Below are 18476 nucleotides of genomic sequence, written 5' to 3'. Positions count from 1 at the left end.
CTATCTCTCCTGTTGATGTGAAAACTTCAAAATTTGAAGGAAAACCTTCAATTATCCATTCGATTAACAAAACACCATCAATTAACTTATTAAGCAATCATTGATGGGGAGGAATGGGTGATGAATCACAAACAATTTTACGCGACAGGTCAAGCTCAGCTACAGATAGGGGTAAGCCCATTATCGTGGGTTAATGAGGTTTTACCTGAGTTTGGCATGGGAGTATCTGCAGAACAATGTTTGTCACAAGCGAGGCAGGCAGGTTATCAGGGAGTTGAAATGAGCCGAATTTTTCCGCGTGGACCTGCTCAGTTAACGCAACTATTGCAGAGATATCAACTCAGTTTAATTTCTGGTTGGTTCGATGGCTTTTTGACTGAAAGGAGCGTTGAAGATGAATTGAATGCCGTGGAGGCACACGCAAAGCTGTTACAGGCGTGTGGTTGTCAGGTCATGGTTTATGGTGAGTGTGGCTGGATGGCAGATAATGCTCTCGATATTCCATTTTCTAATAGACGTCTGTTACCTGTTGAACAGCGTAAAAGCTATGCGCAGAAACTCACTTCATTTTCCCAGCAACTGTATCAACGCTATGGCTTATACCTTGCTTATCACCACCATTTAATGATGGTCGCCGAAAGTTTTGATGAGATCCACAGCATTATTAGCCAATGTGGCGAAGAGGTCGGCTTATTGTTAGATACGGGTCATGCTGCCGCTGCCGGTTTTAATTATCAATATCTTATCAATGAGTTTGCTTCTCGGATTTGCCATATCCACTTGAAAGATGTGCGCAAGGAAGTCTTACAGAAAGTACAAACTGACCAACAAGGTTTCAATGATGGTGTGCGTAGAGGCATGTTTACTATCCCGGGAGATGGTTGTATTGACTACCAGCCTTTAGCGACATTTTTACACGGATCCGGTTACCAAGGCTGGATTGTAGTTGAAGCAGAACAAAACCCACAAATGGCACCGCCTTATGAAACGGTAGCGCGTGCTTATCAATACGTGACTCAACACATTTTAACTCGAAATTAAGGAATGATTATGGCGACGAAAACACTCAATGTAGGGTTAATTGGTTCAGGGTTTATGGGGCAAGCACATGCAGATGCATGGCGCCGTGCAGGCTTGTTATATGCAGACTTACCCTTAAAACCTGTACTACATACTTTGGCTGACGCAACAGCATCGATAGCAGAACAAGCCGCAAAACGTTTTGGATTTGCTCATTGGACCGCAGATTGGCGTGAAATGGTGCACCATCCAGAGATTGATATTGTTGACATTACAACGCCAAATAACATGCACTTTGATATGGCTCTAGCTGCTATTCATGCAGGTAAACATGTGTACTGCGAAAAACCACTCACTGTTAGCCTTGAAGAAGCACATATTTTAGTAGAAGAAGCACGTAAGGCAAATGTGAAGACGATCATGGCCTTCAACAATATCAAAACACCAGCCGCGCAATTAGCAAAACAAATGATTGAACGCGGTGAGATTGGTGAGCTGACCCGATTTCGTGGTTGGTTTGACCAAGGTTTTTTCAATGATCCCAATTTGCCTTGGAGCTGGCGTTGTTCACGAGAGTTGGCAGGTTCTGGTTCATTAGGTGATTTAGGCTCTCACGTGGTAAGTGTTGCCCAATATTTGATGGGGCCTGTCGCGAGTGTAATAGGGCAGGAGCAAACATTTATTAGCGAGCGGCCAGAAGCCGGGCAAGGCTCAGGTTATGGTGCCACCGCTAGCAGCCAGTCAGTGAAAAAACGGGTTGAAAATGATGACCAGTTTCAAGCATTAGTCCGTTTTACGAATCAAGCGGCGGGAGTGATTGAATCATCTCGTATCTCTGCGGGTAAAGTATTTGGTATTGCTTGGGAGGTATCTGGAACTGAAGGCACCATTATTATGGATGGTGAACGATTTAATGAGCTAAAAATTGCCCGTTATAGTGACTCTAATCATGATCGTGGTTTCAAAACTATTTATGCAGGTTCACAGGTTGATTCGTTCGCTGGGTTCTTTGGTTTTGACTTTGCGGGGGGGGGATTAGGCTATTTTGACATTAAAGTTATTGAAATTTATGACTTAATTAAAGGATTGGTGAGTAATCAGCCTTGTTTCCCTGATTTTACCTTTGGCTATGAAAATCAAAAAATCATTGATGCGATGATCCACTCATCGAACCGTGGGGGGGTGGTTTCGATTAAATAATCATCATGTTGATAGGATAAGGAGAATGATATGTCTGTATTATCATATAGACATAATGAAAGCGTGGCGTTGATAACCGGTAGGGCATAAGGTGTAGGGTTTTCCATTGCTAAACAGTTAGTTCATGAGGGTTGTCGGCGTATCATTCTCGCTGGTCGCGACGCGCAAAAGGGTGAGAAGGCGGTGGAAGAGTTACATGCTTTGGACTGTGAAACTTTGTTTATCTCAATTGACTTACAGTGTGCTGATGAATGTCTGGCATTAGTCGATATATATGTTAAGTGATGACGCGGGGGGGATGACGGGGAGTTTAGTGGATTACGATCAAAATATCGCGGGAGCTTATCCTGAATAAGTTTATTACCAGATAAAAAATAAAGAGGGCAGATTAGTATACTGTTCCTCTTTATCTTCTGAATATAACTAATGCCAGTGACGAATTACAAGTCTTGCCGCCATGCATCGATAGATAAAGGTTCACCAAAGTGGCTCTCAATTAACCGGCGGGTAACGTCGTGGAGAGGGGCGGCTAAAACCTCTGCGGTATTACCACGCTCAACGACTTCGCCTTTATCCATAACAAGCATTTTATCACTGACGTGCTTCATCATCCCTAAGTGCTGGGTAACATAGATAAATGCAATATCTTGTTTTGCTTGTAAATCTAACATTAAATTGATGATTTGCGAGCGCATAGACATGTCTAACGAAGCCAATGCTTCATCCGCAATAATAATCTCGGGTTGTAGGATAAGTGCTCTTGCCAGTGCAATACGTTGTTTTTGCCCTGATGCTAACATATGCGGATAGTATTCAGCATGGTCGGCAAGTAACCCGACTTGGCGAAGCGTTTGGATAATGCGCCTTTCTCGTTCTATACCCGTTAAGTCAGTGTTTAATTTTAAAGGGAGTTCAAGTGTTTGACCAATACGTTGCCTTGGGTTTAGGGACGTACTCGGATCTTGGAAAATCATACGAATGCGCTGGCAACGGTAGCTATAATCGCCAAAGTTAAGCCGTTGTCCGCGAATAAAAATATCACCGCTGGTGGGTTCTACAACCCCTGATAACATCCGCGCAAGCGTTGATTTCCCTGAGCCATTGGCACCAATAATGGCTAATGTTTGGCCTGCCTGTAAGTTAAAGCTAACGGGTTTGACGGCTTGCAATTCGTGCCGATGAAATAACCCTTCACGAAAGCGGAAAGTTTTTGTGAGATTACGGACTTCAAGTAAGGTTTCCATTTAGGGTTGCTCCTCGGTGTTTAGCGGATAGTGGCAAGCAACGAGGTGGCCTTTAATATTGCGCAATTGTGGCGCGTTGATGCAAGTGCGTTGTGCGTAAGGGCAACGAGGGCCAAGGCGGCAACCAATGGGTAAATGTTCAAGAGAAGGAATTGCACCAGGTAACGTATTTAGCCGCCCTTTATGGGGAAGAGGGCTTTCAAAATCAGGGATTGAGCGAATTAACGCTTGGGTATAAGGGTGGCGTGGCCGTTGCAGAATATCTTCAGGTGTTGCACTCTCAACCGTTTGGCCACAATAGAGTACGTTGATGCGATCAACCAGTTTTGACATCATTTCCATATCATGGCTAATGAGCAAAATTCCCATGTTATTGTTTTGGTTTAGTTTATCCAATAAACGGAAAATTTGAGCCTGAGTGGTAGACTCCATCGCATTGGTCGGTTCGTCAGCGATCAATAAACGCGGTTGGTTAGCGATCGCAATCGCTATCATGACTTTCTGGCATTCGCCATCGGTGAGCTCATAAGGATAACTGCGCATAATATCTTTATGATCTTTAATACCCACTCGGTGTAATAGCTCTATAGCACGGCGTTTACGCCAATTAAAACGCTGCCACCAGCGGCCTTTATAAGTCCAACCTGGGATTGATTGGATAAGCTGTTTACCTATATCAGCGGCAGGATCGAGGCAAGATTGGGGTTCTTGAAATATCATCGAGATATTATGACCGATTAACCGGCGACGTTTACGTGGACTGAGTTTCAGTAAGTCAATATCTTGAAATCGAAAGCGGTCTGCCTTTACTCGAATGTTATCTTTAGTTACGCCACAAATCGCTTTTGCAATCAGGCTTTTCCCAGAGCCTGATTCGCCAACTAAACCTCGGATTTCCCCTTCAGATAATGTCATGGATACGCGGTCGACTGCTTTGACAGGGCCATTTGCCGTCATAAATTCGATAGTTAAATTGCGGATGTCTAGTAGCGGCATTATTCAACTCCCGCGTTGATGGCACGATGTAGCCCATCACCTAAAAGGTTAACGAAAAGCACGCTTATCATGATAGCAACACCGGGTAAAATAACTGTCCAAGGAGCGACGTAGATAAGCTCTAAAGTGTCGCCTAACATGGCCCCCCATTCAGAAGATGGAAGCTGTGCACCTAAATCAAGAAAACCTAAAGCAGCAATATCTAAAATAGCGATTGAAAGCGCGCGAGTTAGTTCAGTTACCAGAATAGGAGTGATGTTTGGCAGTACGGTATACCATAAAATAAAAATGTTTGAAGCGCCATCAAGGCGTGCGGCAACAATGTACTCTTTATCTAACTCATCATGGACAGCGACGTAAATGGTTCTTACCATCCGTGGAATTAATGCAAGGCAAATGGCGAGCATCGCATTTTGTAGGCTAGCGCCCATAAATGCGACGACAATAATCGCCAGTAATAAGGATGGAATTGAAAGTAGTGTATCGAGTATATGGTTAAAAATTGCAGATTTTAATCCACGAGTCATCCCTGCTAAGCAGCCGAGAACTAACCCTATCAATGTCGCTACCAATGTGACTAGAATAGCCGCACCAAATGTTGATTTAGTGCCAATCAATAGCCGACTCAGAATATCGCGCCCAAGGTCATCTGTCCCAAAGAAGAAAGCAACGTCGCCATAGTGTGACCACGATGGGGGGGTTAATTGGTAACCTAAAAATTGTTGATCTAGTGCATAAGGTGCTAGATAATCGCCAACAAAGCATAAAATTAATAAAACTAACACACCAACAAATCCCACCATAGAAACCACATCTGATGAGAAGATATTCCATACCACACGTGTTGGGGATGGCATTTTTTGTTCACGATAAAAATTATCTGAGGACATACCAATCCTTATGTTTTAATGGGTCCATCATGGCGCCTAAAATATCAGACAACACATTTACAGTAATCACTAATGCGCCAATTAGCATCACGCCAGCAGAAATTGCGGAGTAGTCTTCTTGGCGGATTGCTGTAACCAACCAACGGCCCAGCCCTGGCCAGTTAAAAACGAGTTCGGTTACCATCGTCAGTGTCAACATGGTGGAAAACTGTAACCCAAGTTTAGGAATAATTGGGGGGACAGCATTATGAAAAATATGGCGACGAATGATTTTAATTCGTGAAAGCCCTCGAATAGCGGCCGCTTTGATATAATTTTCACTGGCGATTTCTTCGGTGCTATTGCGTACTAACCGTATAACCTCTGTTGTTGGTGCCAGTGCCAATGTAAGAACAGGTAATACCATGTGTTCAAGTACATTGATAATCATATCGTTACGATAGAGCGAATCAGAAAGCCATGCATCAACCAAGGCAAAGCCAGTCACTGTTTTCAAATTGTATAATAGGTCAATTCGGCCAGATACAGGTAGCCACCCTAGATGTAATGAGAAAAAGAGGGTTAAGACTAGGGCGAGTACAAATACAGGGACAGAAAATCCTAATAAAGCAAAAACACTGATAGCAATATCTGCGGGTTTGTTACGCCAAAAAGCAGCAATGATACCCAGTGGTATACCTGTCGTTAAAGCAAAAATAAATGCTAAAATGCACAATTCCATTGTTGCAGGGAATGTATCTCTTAACTGTTCACTGATGGGTTCCCCGTTGATACTTGAAACACCGAAATCAAAATGGAGTAAGCCTTCAAAATAAAAAATATAGGCATCGATAAGTGAGGCGCCACTCAATGGGGCATTGGGCGTAAAATAGCTTAAGCTAAAGCTGACTAACGACAAGAAGAACACCGTGACTAATAAAAGTAAAAAACGACGCAGTGAATAGATAATCATGGTTGCTGCCTCTGTTTTTTCGGAGAAACTTTTTCAGTCTGTTCCATTTCCCGATACACACCCGCAAATGAGGTATTACCAAATGCGCTGATCATTAGCCCTTTTATATCATAGCGGTAGGCTTGTAAACGTAAAGAATAGGCAAGCGGTAAGACGGGTAAATCTTCCCCTAAAATTTGCTGTGCTTGGTGGTAGTAGTCTATACGTGCGGCTAATTGTTGCGTTAAGAGTGCCTTATGTAAGATTTCATCAAAAGCGGGATTACACCAATGGCTTAAATTGGTTTGTGAACCAATTGCCGCACAACTTAGTAGCGGGCGGAAAAAACTGTCTGGGTCATTGCTGTCAGTCGTCCAGCCTGCTAATGTCATATCATGGTTTCGATCCATTAATTGGTTTTCTTGGAAACGACCTTCGACAGAACGGATATTCATGACAATACCCACTTGCGCTAAGTCAGCCTGAATAAGCTCAGCCATTTTTAATGGGCTAGGGTTATATGATTGTGAGGCAATTGGTACCCATAAATCTAATTTTAGATTTTCTAGTCCCATCTCTTTGAGCATTTGTTTGGAAAGTTCGGGGTTATAATCGGTGATCTTTGCTTGGTTGTCATAAGCCCATGATGCTCTGGGTAAAATAGATGCGGCTGTTTCTGCTGTGCCATAGTAAATTGATTGCATAAGACGCTCATTATTAATTGCGTAAGCAATGGCTTGGCGTACTTTTAGTTTATCTAACGGGGGCTTACTCGTATTAAATGCGAGATAAGCAATATTCATTCCCGAGCGCATAGCGATCCGCAAGCGCGGGTCATCACGTAATACTTTAAGCTGACTTGCGGCTGGGTAAGCTAAAACATCACACTCCCCTGTGAGTAATTTCGAAATACGGCCAGTTCCTCCCGCTCCCATATCAACAACCACTTCCTCCATACGAGGTAACCCTTTCCAGTAATTGTCGTTTCTGAGAAGTCTAACAAATTGCCCGGCTTGGTAGTCATCTAGGTGAAATGGCCCCGTACCAACTGGCCGCCAATCGATCAGCTCTTGGCGATTTATACTTGAAAGGTAATCGGCATATTCGGATGAAAGTACAGGTGCATAGTGAGTCGCCAAGTGCCATAAAAAAGACGCATCAGGTGAATTCAAACGGAACTCCACTGTATGGTTATTTATTTTACGTATGCTTTGGACACTGTTGGCAAATTGTAAGCTATCGAAATAAGGATAACGGCCCCCATTAATATAGTGATAAGGGTGGTTTACCTCAAACATGCGGGAAAAGCTAAACACAACATCATCGGCATTCATATTACGCGTCGGTGTAAACCAAGCGGTATTTTGGAATTTAACATCTTTGCGCAGGTATAAACGATAAGTCGCGCCATTATCGAGAACTTCCCATTTCGCAGCCAGTTCTGGAACCAAACGATAGGTAAACGGGTCAACATCTAACAGGCGATCATAAATTTGGGCCCCCAGAGGGTCGACAATCAGCCCGCTACTGACTAGCTGCGGATTGAAAGTGGTCACGATCCCATTTACACAGTAAATAAACCCTTTTTGGCGTATGTCTGCAGGGACTTCGTTAGCCACAATATCGGTAAAGCGCTCTTGGTTATCAAGCGCTTGTGCGGATACCGAAATGATAAATAAAAACCAAAGAGTTAATAGGCGCATACCACTGACATCGTTAACGAGAATTCACCTATTGTAGCGTAAAAATGGGGATACAGGGTATAAGCAAAATTCAGTCTAAAAAAGATTAAAAATCAAGCTAAAAAGGAAGGTGTTAATATAATAATTAACCTAAATTATTATATTAATCATTGAAGTATGTCTTAATGAGAAAAAATCTCATTAAAAAGCTTTACAAATGGCACTGATAACGATTATCATTCGTTTTGTCACTTAAGCCAAGTGCTTATGTAGACAAGGCATGACATTGCTCACATTGCTTCCAGTGTTTTATTTAATAGCCAGCTTGGGTGCTGGCTTTTTTTTATGTGAAATTTTCTATGCAAAATAGTGGGGGCCTGTTTTACTTCATTTCTCGTTATTACTCTAAACCCACATAGTGTAGGTCTTCATCTGTCACTTTACCTTGGAGAGTACACAAGAAACGAACAACGCCTCTTTGCTCATCTTTTTCAATAACCAGCATTTTTTCAGCAGCATTCGGGTCTAAGTTGTAGTCTTGCGTTGCGTATTCGTTAAACACCCATTTGCTTTGCAAATTATGGCGGATCATCGGTGAATAGATGTAAGTATTTCCCACCTTTATAATAGCAATCTTTGATGAAGTATAACGGACAACCTCTTCAAGGCTTTGAGTGGTTTCAAATCCCCAAAAATAGTATTGGCCGCGTAATCCTAAATAAGTGAAGTCATCATATTTGTCAAAATTACTATGGCTAATAAAAAAACGGTTAAAAGTAACAAGACCTGTGGGTGAAAAATTGAGATTAATAGAAACTTGTTCGCTGTCACTTAACTGTCCATTTTTCAATGTATTAGATACATCTCTTAAAACAGGGTAATCTTTTATTTTTTCGAAAAAAGCCGAGTCACAGTAAGAAAAAGTTCTCATTAATGATTCCGCGCTGATTGCAGGAGATAACCCTAGAAGAAAAAAAGTGATAGCGAGTATATTTATATTCTTCATAATCGGCTCCTCATATAATAAAAATCATATTAATAGAGATATCATATAAATATATTTCGCGCAGTAGTTAAATATGACAAGGTGTAAAAATAGTTTAATAAGATAACATTAGTATTAATTTAATATAGCTTAAGTATGGATATTTAATTAACTAAATGTGCTGAATATCAATGATGTTTATATGTAATGGTCAGTAAAAATTACTATCCACCATTATTTTACTATTTTTAACTCATTGGGTGTGTAAATTGAACTAGTGGTTATTTATTTTTTTAATTAAATTAAATCGTTGAAATAAATCAATTTATTTTATTTTTTCTATATTCCTTGTCGGGTTTAATTAGTTAGGGGTAATAAATAACTCTTGAAACTAAAATATGGAATTGGAAATATTTAGTAATAAAAAAGGAGATGTTTAATTTTATTTTTACGTATTAAGTATAATACAGTAGTCCAAACAATAAATTTTTATTTTTTGGACTACCAGTTATTAAATTTCAATATTTATTTGATGTTTTTTTATTAGCCCCCGAAGTTGATCATAACTTAATGATAACCGTTGTGCGGCTTTACGTTGATTAAAATGGCAATCTTTTAATGCTCTTTCTAATAGCGCTTTTTCAGACTGCTGTTGCCACTGACGTAAATCACAAGGTAATGAAGGCAATGTTGTTTTTTGTTGCTGGGTAGGTTGTGAGGACAGAGTATTTTGTAATTCATGTAACTCTGCGAGTTTTTCGCCAAATGGGTTAAAAATAATATTATCGACGGGTTCCGCACGGTTTCCATGTCGGTATATTGAGCGTTCAATAACATTTTTTAATTCGCGCACGTTACCTGGCCATGGGTAGTGTTGTAGGGCTTGCTGAGCATGCAAGGTAAAACCTGTAAAATGTGAACGCCTTAATTCACCACACATTAAAATGGCAAAATGTTCTGCGAGTAATAATATATCGGGCTGCCGTTCACGCAATGGGGGGAGGCGAATAACATCAAAAGCTAGTCTATCTAGGAGGTCAGCTCGAAAACGGCCTTGTTTGGCAAGCTCGGGCAAATTGGCATTTGTGGCACAGATTAGACGCACATCTACGTGTAAAGCTTGGCTTCCACCGACACGTTCAAGTTCGCCATATTCAATGACACGCAGGAGTTTTTCTTGAACTGACATAGGTGCAGTGGCTAGTTCGTCAAGAAAAAGAGAACCCTTGTCAGCCCGTTCAAAGCGCCCTTGATGGCGTTTTTGGGCTCCCGTAAAAGACCCCGCTTCATGTCCAAATAATTCAGAATCCAGCAAATTCTCATTGAGTCCGCTGCAATTGAGCGAGATAAAAGCTTCTTGCCAGCGTGGGGAAAGGTAATGGAGTCTATCTGCGATAAGCTCTTTACCCGTGCCGCGTTCACCGATAACTAGAACAGGTTTATTGAGCTGTGCGAGTTCAGAGGCTTGTTCGAGTACATCGAGAAAATTACTTGAAACGCCAAGAATAGGTTCATTGGATTCTTTCATGGTTATTTTCACCAATAGTTGGTTTAAAATGCCGATGCTTGAACTATAGACTAAAATGATTTCTAGGGAAAGCTTATAATTATTCTCTTTAAAATCATATTGATATAAGTTTATTTAAAAGTTGGCATGCAAATTGCTATTTTTAATATGTGAATAGCAATAGCTAAATACAGCAACATGCGAATTGTTGTTAGACTTACGGAGCGTCAGGTATGGGTTGGAAGCCAAATCAGTCGAGGCGCTACAGAATGATTAAATCCATCAAGGGGATATAAATAATGGGTATTTTTTCACGTTTTGCCGATATCATTAATGCAAACATCGCTTCTTTGTTAGACAAAGCAGAAGATCCGCAAAAAATGATCCGTCTGATGATCCAAGAAATGGAAGACATGTTAGTTGAAATCCGTTCAACATCAGCACGTACTTTAGCAGAAAAGAAAGGTTTAGAACGTCGCATTGAAATGGGCGAAAAACAAGTTGCTGATTGGCAAGAAAAAGCAGAATTAGCGCTGGTGAAAGATAAAGAAGATTTAGCGCGCGCAGCACTGATTGAAAAGCAAAAAGTGAGTGCGATGGTTGATACCTTAAAACACGAGCTGATTATTGTTGATGAAACCTTGACTCGCTTGAAAGGTGAAATCACAGAATTAGAGAACAAACTGCAAGAAACTCGTGCAAAGCAACAATCAATGGTTGTTCGTATGGAAGCCGCACAGTCTAGTCGTAATGTACGTCGCCAACTGGATAGCGGCAAACTAGATGAAGCAATGGCGCGTTTTGAACAGTTTGAACGCCGTATAGACCATATGGAAGGCGAAGCTCAAAGTTATGGTATTGGTAAACAAAAATCACTGGACCAACAGTTTGCAGAGTTAAAAGCAGACGATGAAATAAGCGCGCAATTAGCAGCGCTTAAAGCTAAAATCAATAAAGATCAGTAACAGTTATTTTGATGCACTGGTACGTTAGCCATATCGTATCAGTGCCATAGATAGGTTAACCATATGTATAAGGATATGTGATGGGCTACGTTTTTCTGTCTCTCGTATTAATTATTTTTCTCATTTTTATTCTGCCTATTTGGCTGTGGTTACACTACAGCAAAAAAAATAGTGGGCAGGGGAGTCAGCTAACTGAAAATGAAGTACAACGTTTAATGCAATTAGCAGAGCAAGCATCACAGATGCAGCAACGCATTAAAACGCTTGAAGATATTTTGGATGCAGAACACCCAAATTGGAGGCAAAAATAATGACTCAATTTCGCAACCGCAAACTTTATCGTTTAACGGATAGACGTGTGTTCGGTGGTGTGTGTTCAGGTATTGCTGAATACTTAGAACTTCCGGTTGCTTTGGTTAGAGCATTAGCCGTATTGGCCTTATTTGTAAGCTTTGGAATTACATTGATTTTATATATCGTGATGTGCTTTGTCGTAGAAACGGCGCCAAGTGGCTACCGTTCACAGCAAGATATTGGCCCTGAAGTTAGCAGTTTGATTAACCAAATCGATACACAATTAAAATCGGGTGAAATGAAGCTACGCCAGATTGAAAGATATGTCACATCAGATACTTATACAGTGAACAGTAAATTTCGAAATCTATAACAAATCGTATCGCCATCACATGATAAGGGATTAGGTTTTAAAACCAAATCCCTTTTGTTTTTTATCAAAAAGTGAGTGAATTATGGCAAATAACGTTCTTTATCGAATCAAAAAATTTGTAAAAAAACGTCTTCTGCAAAAAGGCATTCGACTTGCAGCCGTGTTGCTTATCTCTTATAGCCCTGCTGGGATTATAGGCAGAATAATTAAATTATTGGCAAGTAAATGGTTGCTTAATGTACTCATTAAACGGTTAACCTAATACAATTTGTTTTATGCTAAATTATAGAACTCAGTATGACGTAACATGAGTTTAAATTGAAAGGATAAGTCTTGGGAGGAGCATGAAACGACTGCACAGTGAGTTAACTGATTTGATGAATAGAAGTGTTGATCGTCATGTTAGGCTCGCAGTAACAGGGCTTAGCCGCAGTGGAAAAACCGCATTTATTACTTCATTAGTGAATCAATTATTGAATGTGAATGCGGGTGCGCGGCTGCCTTTATTTTCTGCCGCGCGTGATAAGCGGTTGTTAGGGGTAAAACGGATACCTCACCGTGATTTGTCAGTGCCGCGCTTCGCGTATGATGATGGGATTGCATCACTCTATGGGGAACCGCCACAATGGCCAACACCAACACGAGGTGTTAGTGAAATACGCCTTAAATTACATTACCGCTCAGAAGACTCTTTTTTACGTCACTTTGTTGATAATTCATCATTATATTTAGAGATTGTCGATTACCCCGGCGAATGGTTGCTGGACTTACCCATGCTAGATTTAAATTATTTAGCGTGGTCTGAACAAATGAACAGCTTAATCAAGGGGGAACGCGCACATTTGGCCCAATCGTGGCTGGCATTGTGTGAAAAATGTGACCCGTTAGCACCAGTTGATGAAAATTTGCTTGCTGAAATTGCAGCTGCCTACACTCAATATTTAGTGGAATGCAAGGCTCAAGGCCAACATTTTATTCAACCGGGACGTTTCGTTTTACCCGCTGAATTAGCAGGAGCGCCCGCTCTGCAATTTTTCCCATGGCCGAATGTGGCCAAGTATGGCGATAAAAAGCTCGCACAGGCAGGTAAAAACACCAATATTGGCGCATTACAGCAACGTTATCAATATTACTGTGAGCATGTTGTAAAGGGCTTTTATCGTGATTATTTCCAACGTTTCGACCGACAAATTGTGTTAGTTGATTGCTTACAACCGCTAAATAGCGGTGTTGACGCTTTTAATGATATGAGAATGGCATTAAGCCAATTAATGCGTAGCTTTCATTATGGAAAACGCACACTGTTGAGACGTTTATTTTCACCTTGTATTGATAAATTGCTCTTTGCAGCGAGCAAGTCAGACCATGTAACCCCAGACCAACATGCTAATTTAGTGGCTTTATTGCAACAGTTAGTGCAAGAGGCATGGCAGCATGCGGCATTTGAAGGGATCAGCATGGATTGTGTTGGTCTAGCATCAATACAAGCCACCGAAAGTGGTCTTGTGGATTATAAAGGTGAAAAACTCCCTGCGTTAAAAGGGAATCGGCTAAGTGATGGACAACCGTTAATGTTTTATCCAGGGGAAGTACCAAAACGCTTACCAAATGAGCAATTCTGGCAAACTCAAGGTTTTCAATTTGAAGATTTCAGACCAAGGCCAACGCCGATGGATCAACCATTGCCTCATATTCGAATGGACAGTGCGCTTGAATTTTTGTTGGGAGATAAACTGAAATGAATGAACCCTTAAAGCAGCGTTTAGATTTCGCTGAGAGTAGTGAAAATAATGCGAAAGAATCGCTAAAAAAAGCCCAAGTTTTTGATGAAGGAGAACTTGAGAAATTTACTCCAGTGTCTTTGGAAGCCGAACAAGACAGCCAAGAGGGTGATGTTGAAAGCCTGATTAACGAAGCGTTAAAACCAAAACGGAGTTTTTGGCGGAAACTAGTTGGCACGGCCGCGGGGATTTTTGGGGTTAGTGTTGTTGCTCAGCTCGGTGTTTGGATCCATCAATCCTGGGTAACGCAAGATTGGACTGCACTAGGTGTTGCAGCGGCGGGTGGCTTAATCGTTGTGGCAGGGGTTGGGTCGGTTATTGGCGAATGGCGGCGGTTGTATCGTTTAAGAGAACGCGCGGAGGAGCGGGACTTTGCTCGCGAATTATTGCATAGCCATGGTATGGGGCAAGGAAAGGCTTTTTGTGAAAAACTGGCTAAACAATCTGCGTTATCAATGCAGCATCCGGCGATTGTTAATTGGCAAACCACTCTTCATGACTCTCATAATGATAGGGAAGTTGTTGAATTGTATAGTCGAATGGTACAGCCTATCCTTGATGAACAAGCACGTAAAGAAATTAGTCGCTGTTCCGCTGAATCGGCCATTATGATTGCTGTGAGCCCGTTAGCGCTGGTGGATATGGCATTTATTGCTTGGCGAAATATTCGTTTAATTAATCGGATCGCGGCAATCTATGGCATTGAGCTCGGTTATTACAGCCGAATTCGGCTTTTTCGTATGGTGTTGATAAATATTGCTTTTGCTGGGGCATCTGAATTAATTCGTGAAGTGGGGATGGATTGGCTATCCCAAGATATTACCGCAAGGTTATCAACACGAGCAGCACAAGGTATTGGTGCAGGTTTGCTAACTGCGCGTTTAGGTATTAAGGCCATGGAGTTATGTCGACCGCTACCTTGGATTGAAAATAAGCCACGTTTAGCTGATTTTCGCCATCAGTTAATTGGCCAATTGAAGAATGTCATTCCGAGTAAAAAAGAAAAAGTATAGAGAAACCTTGTTGGCAGGGTGAGTTGACAGTTTTAACTCACCCTACAGCATCATTTGTTGATTAATGTTTTTATTCTCATTTCAAGTCACAAAAAATTGAGAAAAGCAGTGATTTTATATGTTGATAACTACAAAGCTTACAGGCTGTCAACAATTTGTGACACAAACACTGTATTCCCTTAATGTTTAAAGCTAAAATACCCTCATTCTCTCGGCTTTTTTGATAAAGGTTTCTATCCATGCGCCTCGAAGTGACCTGCCAAGACCGTATCGGTTTAACGCGTGAATTACTTGATTTGCTAGTCCTACAAAATATTGATTTGAAAGGTATTGAAATATCTCCCCAACGTAGGATTTACCTAAATTTTACTCCTGTGGATTTTCAGGTATTCAGCACATTGATGGCAGAAATCCGGCGTATTAATGGCGTTATCGATGTGCGACGGATTTATTTTATGCCATCAGAAAGAGAGCATAAAGCGGTTTGGGCGTTATTGAACTCATTTCCAGAACCTGTTTTGTCTATTGATAATAAGCTAAATATTGAGTTGGTTAATCCAATGACATTGCAATTATTTGGCTATGATGAGGCAAAAATTCGAGAAAAAACCTTTTCTCAATTAGTGGGTAACCAGGGGCTATCACGGTGGTTTGAACGAGAGTTACCAGAAGCTTATACAGAGAAAGTCGTCATTAAAGGCAAAGACTACCTGATGCAAGTGACGCCTATTATTTTGGCGGATGAAAATAGTAAATTCCATTGCACTGGAGCTGTATTATTATTGAAGTCAGCTGAAATTTTAGATAAGCAACGGCAACAAGTCGTTGAGGTGGATGGTAGTGGCTTTGAACAAATTATTGCAGTTAGTCCTGTTATGGCAAATGTGGTTGAACGCGCTAAACGCGTTGCTATGCTTGATGAACCATTGTTACTTGTCGGTGAAACGGGGACAGGGAAAGACATCCTAGCGAAAGCTTGTCATTTGCATAGTGCTCGAGGAAAAGAACCGTTTTTAGGTTTAAATTGTGCTTCGATGCCGGATGATGTTGTAGAAAGTGAATTATTTGGTTACGCAGCTGGAGCGTACCCAAATGCAGTAGAAGGCAAAAAAGGTTTTTTTGAACAGGCAAATGGCGGTACGGTGTTGCTCGACGAAATTGCTGAAATGTCACCACAAATGCAAATTAAGTTGTTACGTTTTTTAAATGATGGAACATTTAGGCGTGTTGGGGAAGAACGTGAAGTTAAGGTGAATGTCCGTGTAATTTGTGCGACCCAGAAAAATTTGCCTGAATTAGTTGCAGAAAAAAAATTTAGAGAAGATCTTTATTATCGTTTAAATGTGCTCACATTAACCATCCCACCATTACGTGAACGCAAAGAAGATATTCTACCGCTAACCAAGACATTTGTAGCCAGTTTTTCCAAAGAGCTTCATATTGCAGAGCCTAAATTGGCGCCCTCACTAATCGAATTTTTAAGCGGTTATTATTGGCCGGGTAATGTAAGACAACTGAGAAATGCCCTTTATCAAGGGTTAACTCAGCTTAATGGCAATATATTGGATGCAGAGAATATCCAATTACCTGATGTAGTAAATCCTCCCGCGCTGGCTTTAGATTCGCTTAATGGTTCGCTAGATGAAATTACTAAACGCTATGAAGCGTCAGTATTAGCGCGTTTGTATCGTGATTATCCGAGTACTCGTAAATTAGCGAAACGCTTGGATATTTCTCATACGGCAATTGCCAATAAATTGAGAGAATATGGCCTTAATACGAAAAAAGAGCAAAACTAAGCTAAATGAACAAAAGCATAATTTGTGTATTAACAATAATAGGGTTGGTTTTTTAGTGGTTCTGACATAGCAATAACAATACCTGAAGACGAGGTGAATAAGTATTGCCAATATGTAGTGAGAACAATGGATGAAGCCCATGAAAATGGAACATTGGCTCAAAATTATTTTAAAGACGTATCTTTTTTATCTTGTGTTTAATATAGCAAAACCCTACTAATACTATTGCTAATTGGTGAATTTTCCTGCTATATAACAAAGACAGCTGCTGTTTTAGGGTACCGTAATCTCATCTGATGGGTTTTAGCCTACAAGGAGTTGCCATGGACCAATTCACGATTAATTTTGTTGTAAATCGTAAGCTACGCGAATACATGAGTCAGAGTCATTATAAAAATGATATGTTTGAGTCTGCTGCTTCTGCAGCCGAACTTTATCTAATGAATAAAGCTGCAGTAAAATACTTAACGAAAAAAAATCGGTTTACGTGGGAGGCATTGGTAAAAAATGGGCATAAGCCACGAGACCTTATTATTGATATTTTGACATCTTGTTGCCCTGTAACCCAGGATCAAGCCTTAAAAGTATTAAGCACGCTTTCTCATACTTTGATCTCTATAATGAGTGATAACAAGTTATTTGCGAATGTTGTTAATGCGAAAAACCACCAGCCGTTGTATTGGGCTCATGTGGATTAAGTATGTGCTGATATTGGAAGATGAAGCGGGAAATTCCCGCTTCATTCTTAATGGTAGTAAACTAAATGATTTAAAAGCTTATTTTAGGCTATTTAATGCGCTATCGTAATCAGGTTCTTCAGTAATTTCAGGAACTAACTGGCTATAAATAACGTTATTGTTTTCATCTAAGACAATAACAGAGCGTGCATTCAGTCCTTTTAATGGGCCACTAGCAATAGCAACACCGTAGTCATTAGCAAATGAATCGCTACGGAAAGAAGATAGCATAACGACATTATCTAAACCTTCTGCACCACAAAAACGTGCTTGTGCGAAAGGTAAATCGGCTGAAATACACAATACTACAGTGTTATCCAAATCATTTACTAGCTGGTTAAATTTACGAACTGAGGCAGCGCAAACACCGGTGTCTACACTTGGAAAAATATTTAAAACTTTACGTTTGCCTTCATAAGTTTCCAGCGTCGCTTCGCTGAGATCTTTGGTGACAAGGGTAAGGGGCTTAGCTTTAGAGCCTGCTTGTAAAAATACACCATCGATTGTGATGTCATTACCTTTTAATTTAACTGTCTGTGACATGAATTTTTCTCCCGTTCATAAAGTGAGCCACTGCTAACCTTAACCTAATCTATCTTCTAATAAAAAAACTTTGCGATTAAAGCTTTTTAATGGGTAGTTATACAGTGCTGAGTTTTACATTTTTACTAATGACCAAATTTTATACAAAAATCTTATCACTTACCTTGAGTTCTACAGCGCGGAGAGCCAGGCAATATTACATTCTTTTTATTAGAGTATGGTGCATCATCATATAACACCAAGCTTTATCAGTGCTTGCGTTTTTTGTTATGCATGTTTTTAAATCACCTAATGGAGTGTAACAAAAGAAATTCTGTCTGTATTGGTTTCTTGAGCCATTATTTAGCTACCGGAAAAGTGGTAAGGATATACTAGTTTATTATTCTATAATATAAGTGTTAGTTTATGTATATTTAGGCCAAAAAATCAACTAATTACAGGAGGAATGTAGATTTTTAAAATATGAAAGCCTATGATTAATTAAGATAAACTACAGAATAATTCAGTTGTATTGTT

General features: G+C 40.4%; 18 protein-coding genes and 1 pseudogene. 11 read left to right on the top strand and 8 right to left on the bottom strand.

Annotated elements, in window-relative coordinates:
• Nucleotides 1-120 precede the first annotated feature (120 nt).
• The 3 genes and pseudogenes from iolE to PSF42_RS20775 all read left to right on the top strand — a co-directional run.
• Nucleotides 121-1041 carry a myo-inosose-2 dehydratase gene (iolE, locus tag PSF42_RS00190; protein ID WP_125890985.1) on the top strand — a complete coding sequence of 307 codons (921 nt, stop codon included), beginning with the start codon at nucleotides 121-123 and terminating at the stop codon, nucleotides 1039-1041.
• A gap of 9 nt (nucleotides 1042-1050) precedes the next feature.
• Nucleotides 1051-2220: a Gfo/Idh/MocA family protein gene (locus PSF42_RS00185; protein WP_125890986.1), complete on the top strand. Its 1170-nt coding sequence runs from the start codon at nucleotides 1051-1053 to the stop codon at nucleotides 2218-2220.
• A gap of 102 nt (nucleotides 2221-2322) precedes the next feature.
• Nucleotides 2323-2505 (top strand): annotated as a pseudogene (locus PSF42_RS20775) (KR domain-containing protein); the annotation flags it as partial.
• A gap of 155 nt (nucleotides 2506-2660) precedes the next feature.
• Here PSF42_RS20775 and sapF read toward each other — a convergent pair.
• The 7 genes from sapF to pspF form a co-directional block, all read right to left on the bottom strand.
• Complete coding sequence (sapF, locus tag PSF42_RS00180; protein ID WP_004263864.1) at nucleotides 2661-3464, bottom strand: putrescine export ABC transporter ATP-binding protein SapF; 804 nt, start codon at nucleotides 3462-3464, stop codon at nucleotides 2661-2663.
• Nucleotides 3465-4460, bottom strand: coding sequence for a putrescine export ABC transporter ATP-binding protein SapD (gene sapD, locus PSF42_RS00175; protein WP_125890987.1), 996 nt, complete (start codon nucleotides 4458-4460; stop codon nucleotides 3465-3467). It lies immediately after the preceding gene.
• Nucleotides 4460-5350 carry a putrescine export ABC transporter permease SapC gene (gene sapC / locus PSF42_RS00170; protein WP_213913246.1) on the bottom strand — a complete coding sequence of 297 codons (891 nt, stop codon included), beginning with the start codon at nucleotides 5348-5350 and terminating at the stop codon, nucleotides 4460-4462. Before sapC ends, sapD begins: the two co-directional genes overlap by 1 nt.
• Complete coding sequence (gene sapB, locus PSF42_RS00165) at nucleotides 5337-6302, bottom strand: putrescine export ABC transporter permease SapB (RefSeq protein WP_272679240.1); 966 nt, start codon at nucleotides 6300-6302, stop codon at nucleotides 5337-5339. The genes sapC and sapB overlap by 14 nt, the downstream gene beginning before the upstream one ends.
• Nucleotides 6299-7984: an ABC transporter substrate-binding protein SapA gene (gene sapA, locus PSF42_RS00160; protein WP_125890990.1), complete on the bottom strand. Its 1686-nt coding sequence runs from the start codon at nucleotides 7982-7984 to the stop codon at nucleotides 6299-6301. Before sapA ends, sapB begins: the two co-directional genes overlap by 4 nt.
• A gap of 379 nt (nucleotides 7985-8363) precedes the next feature.
• Nucleotides 8364-8969: a hypothetical protein gene (locus tag PSF42_RS00155; protein ID WP_272679239.1), complete on the bottom strand. Its 606-nt coding sequence runs from the start codon at nucleotides 8967-8969 to the stop codon at nucleotides 8364-8366.
• A gap of 490 nt (nucleotides 8970-9459) precedes the next feature.
• Complete coding sequence (pspF, locus tag PSF42_RS00150) at nucleotides 9460-10476, bottom strand: phage shock protein operon transcriptional activator (RefSeq protein ID WP_125890992.1); 1017 nt, start codon at nucleotides 10474-10476, stop codon at nucleotides 9460-9462.
• Between the two features lie 278 nt (nucleotides 10477-10754).
• On the opposite strand from pspF, the gene pspA reads away from it, so the two are divergent.
• The 8 genes from pspA to PSF42_RS00110 all read left to right on the top strand — a co-directional run bounded on the left by pspA (nucleotide 10755) and on the right by PSF42_RS00110 (nucleotide 17378).
• Nucleotides 10755-11420, top strand: a complete 666-nt coding sequence (pspA, locus tag PSF42_RS00145) for a phage shock protein PspA (RefSeq protein ID WP_004263893.1) — start codon at nucleotides 10755-10757, stop codon at nucleotides 11418-11420.
• A gap of 80 nt (nucleotides 11421-11500) precedes the next feature.
• Nucleotides 11501-11731 carry an envelope stress response membrane protein PspB gene (gene pspB / locus PSF42_RS00140; protein ID WP_004263897.1) on the top strand — a complete coding sequence of 77 codons (231 nt, stop codon included), beginning with the start codon at nucleotides 11501-11503 and terminating at the stop codon, nucleotides 11729-11731.
• A complete protein-coding gene (pspC, locus tag PSF42_RS00135) occupies nucleotides 11731-12087 on the top strand; it encodes an envelope stress response membrane protein PspC (RefSeq protein ID WP_004263899.1) in 357 nt (118 codons plus the stop codon). The genes pspB and pspC overlap by 1 nt, the downstream gene beginning before the upstream one ends.
• An 82-nt stretch (nucleotides 12088-12169) precedes the next feature.
• Complete coding sequence (locus tag PSF42_RS00130; RefSeq protein ID WP_272679238.1) at nucleotides 12170-12349, top strand: hypothetical protein; 180 nt, start codon at nucleotides 12170-12172, stop codon at nucleotides 12347-12349.
• 82 nt (nucleotides 12350-12431) lie between these two features.
• The gene (locus tag PSF42_RS00125; protein WP_213913243.1) at nucleotides 12432-13829 is read left to right on the top strand and encodes a YcjX family protein; all 1398 of its coding nucleotides are present in this window, start codon (nucleotides 12432-12434) and stop codon (nucleotides 13827-13829) included.
• The gene (locus PSF42_RS00120) at nucleotides 13826-14881 is read left to right on the top strand and encodes a YcjF family protein (RefSeq protein ID WP_125890996.1); all 1056 of its coding nucleotides are present in this window, start codon (nucleotides 13826-13828) and stop codon (nucleotides 14879-14881) included. The genes PSF42_RS00125 and PSF42_RS00120 overlap by 4 nt, the downstream gene beginning before the upstream one ends.
• A gap of 239 nt (nucleotides 14882-15120) precedes the next feature.
• Nucleotides 15121-16680, top strand: a complete 1560-nt coding sequence (gene tyrR / locus PSF42_RS00115; RefSeq protein ID WP_125890997.1) for a transcriptional regulator TyrR — start codon at nucleotides 15121-15123, stop codon at nucleotides 16678-16680.
• 323 nt (nucleotides 16681-17003) lie between these two features.
• Complete coding sequence (locus tag PSF42_RS00110) at nucleotides 17004-17378, top strand: ATP-binding protein (protein WP_102139676.1); 375 nt, start codon at nucleotides 17004-17006, stop codon at nucleotides 17376-17378.
• Nucleotides 17379-17456: 78 nt separating this feature from the next.
• On the opposite strand, the gene tpx is transcribed toward PSF42_RS00110, so the two are convergent.
• The gene (gene tpx / locus PSF42_RS00105) at nucleotides 17457-17960 is read right to left on the bottom strand and encodes a thiol peroxidase (protein ID WP_125890998.1); all 504 of its coding nucleotides are present in this window, start codon (nucleotides 17958-17960) and stop codon (nucleotides 17457-17459) included.
• Nucleotides 17961-18476: the final 516 nt, after the last annotated feature.

The organism is Providencia sp. PROV032 (assembly GCF_028484875.1).
GTDB lineage: Bacteria > Pseudomonadota > Gammaproteobacteria > Enterobacterales > Enterobacteriaceae > Providencia > Providencia rettgeri_E.
This window is presented reverse-complemented; position numbering and strand designations above follow the sequence as displayed.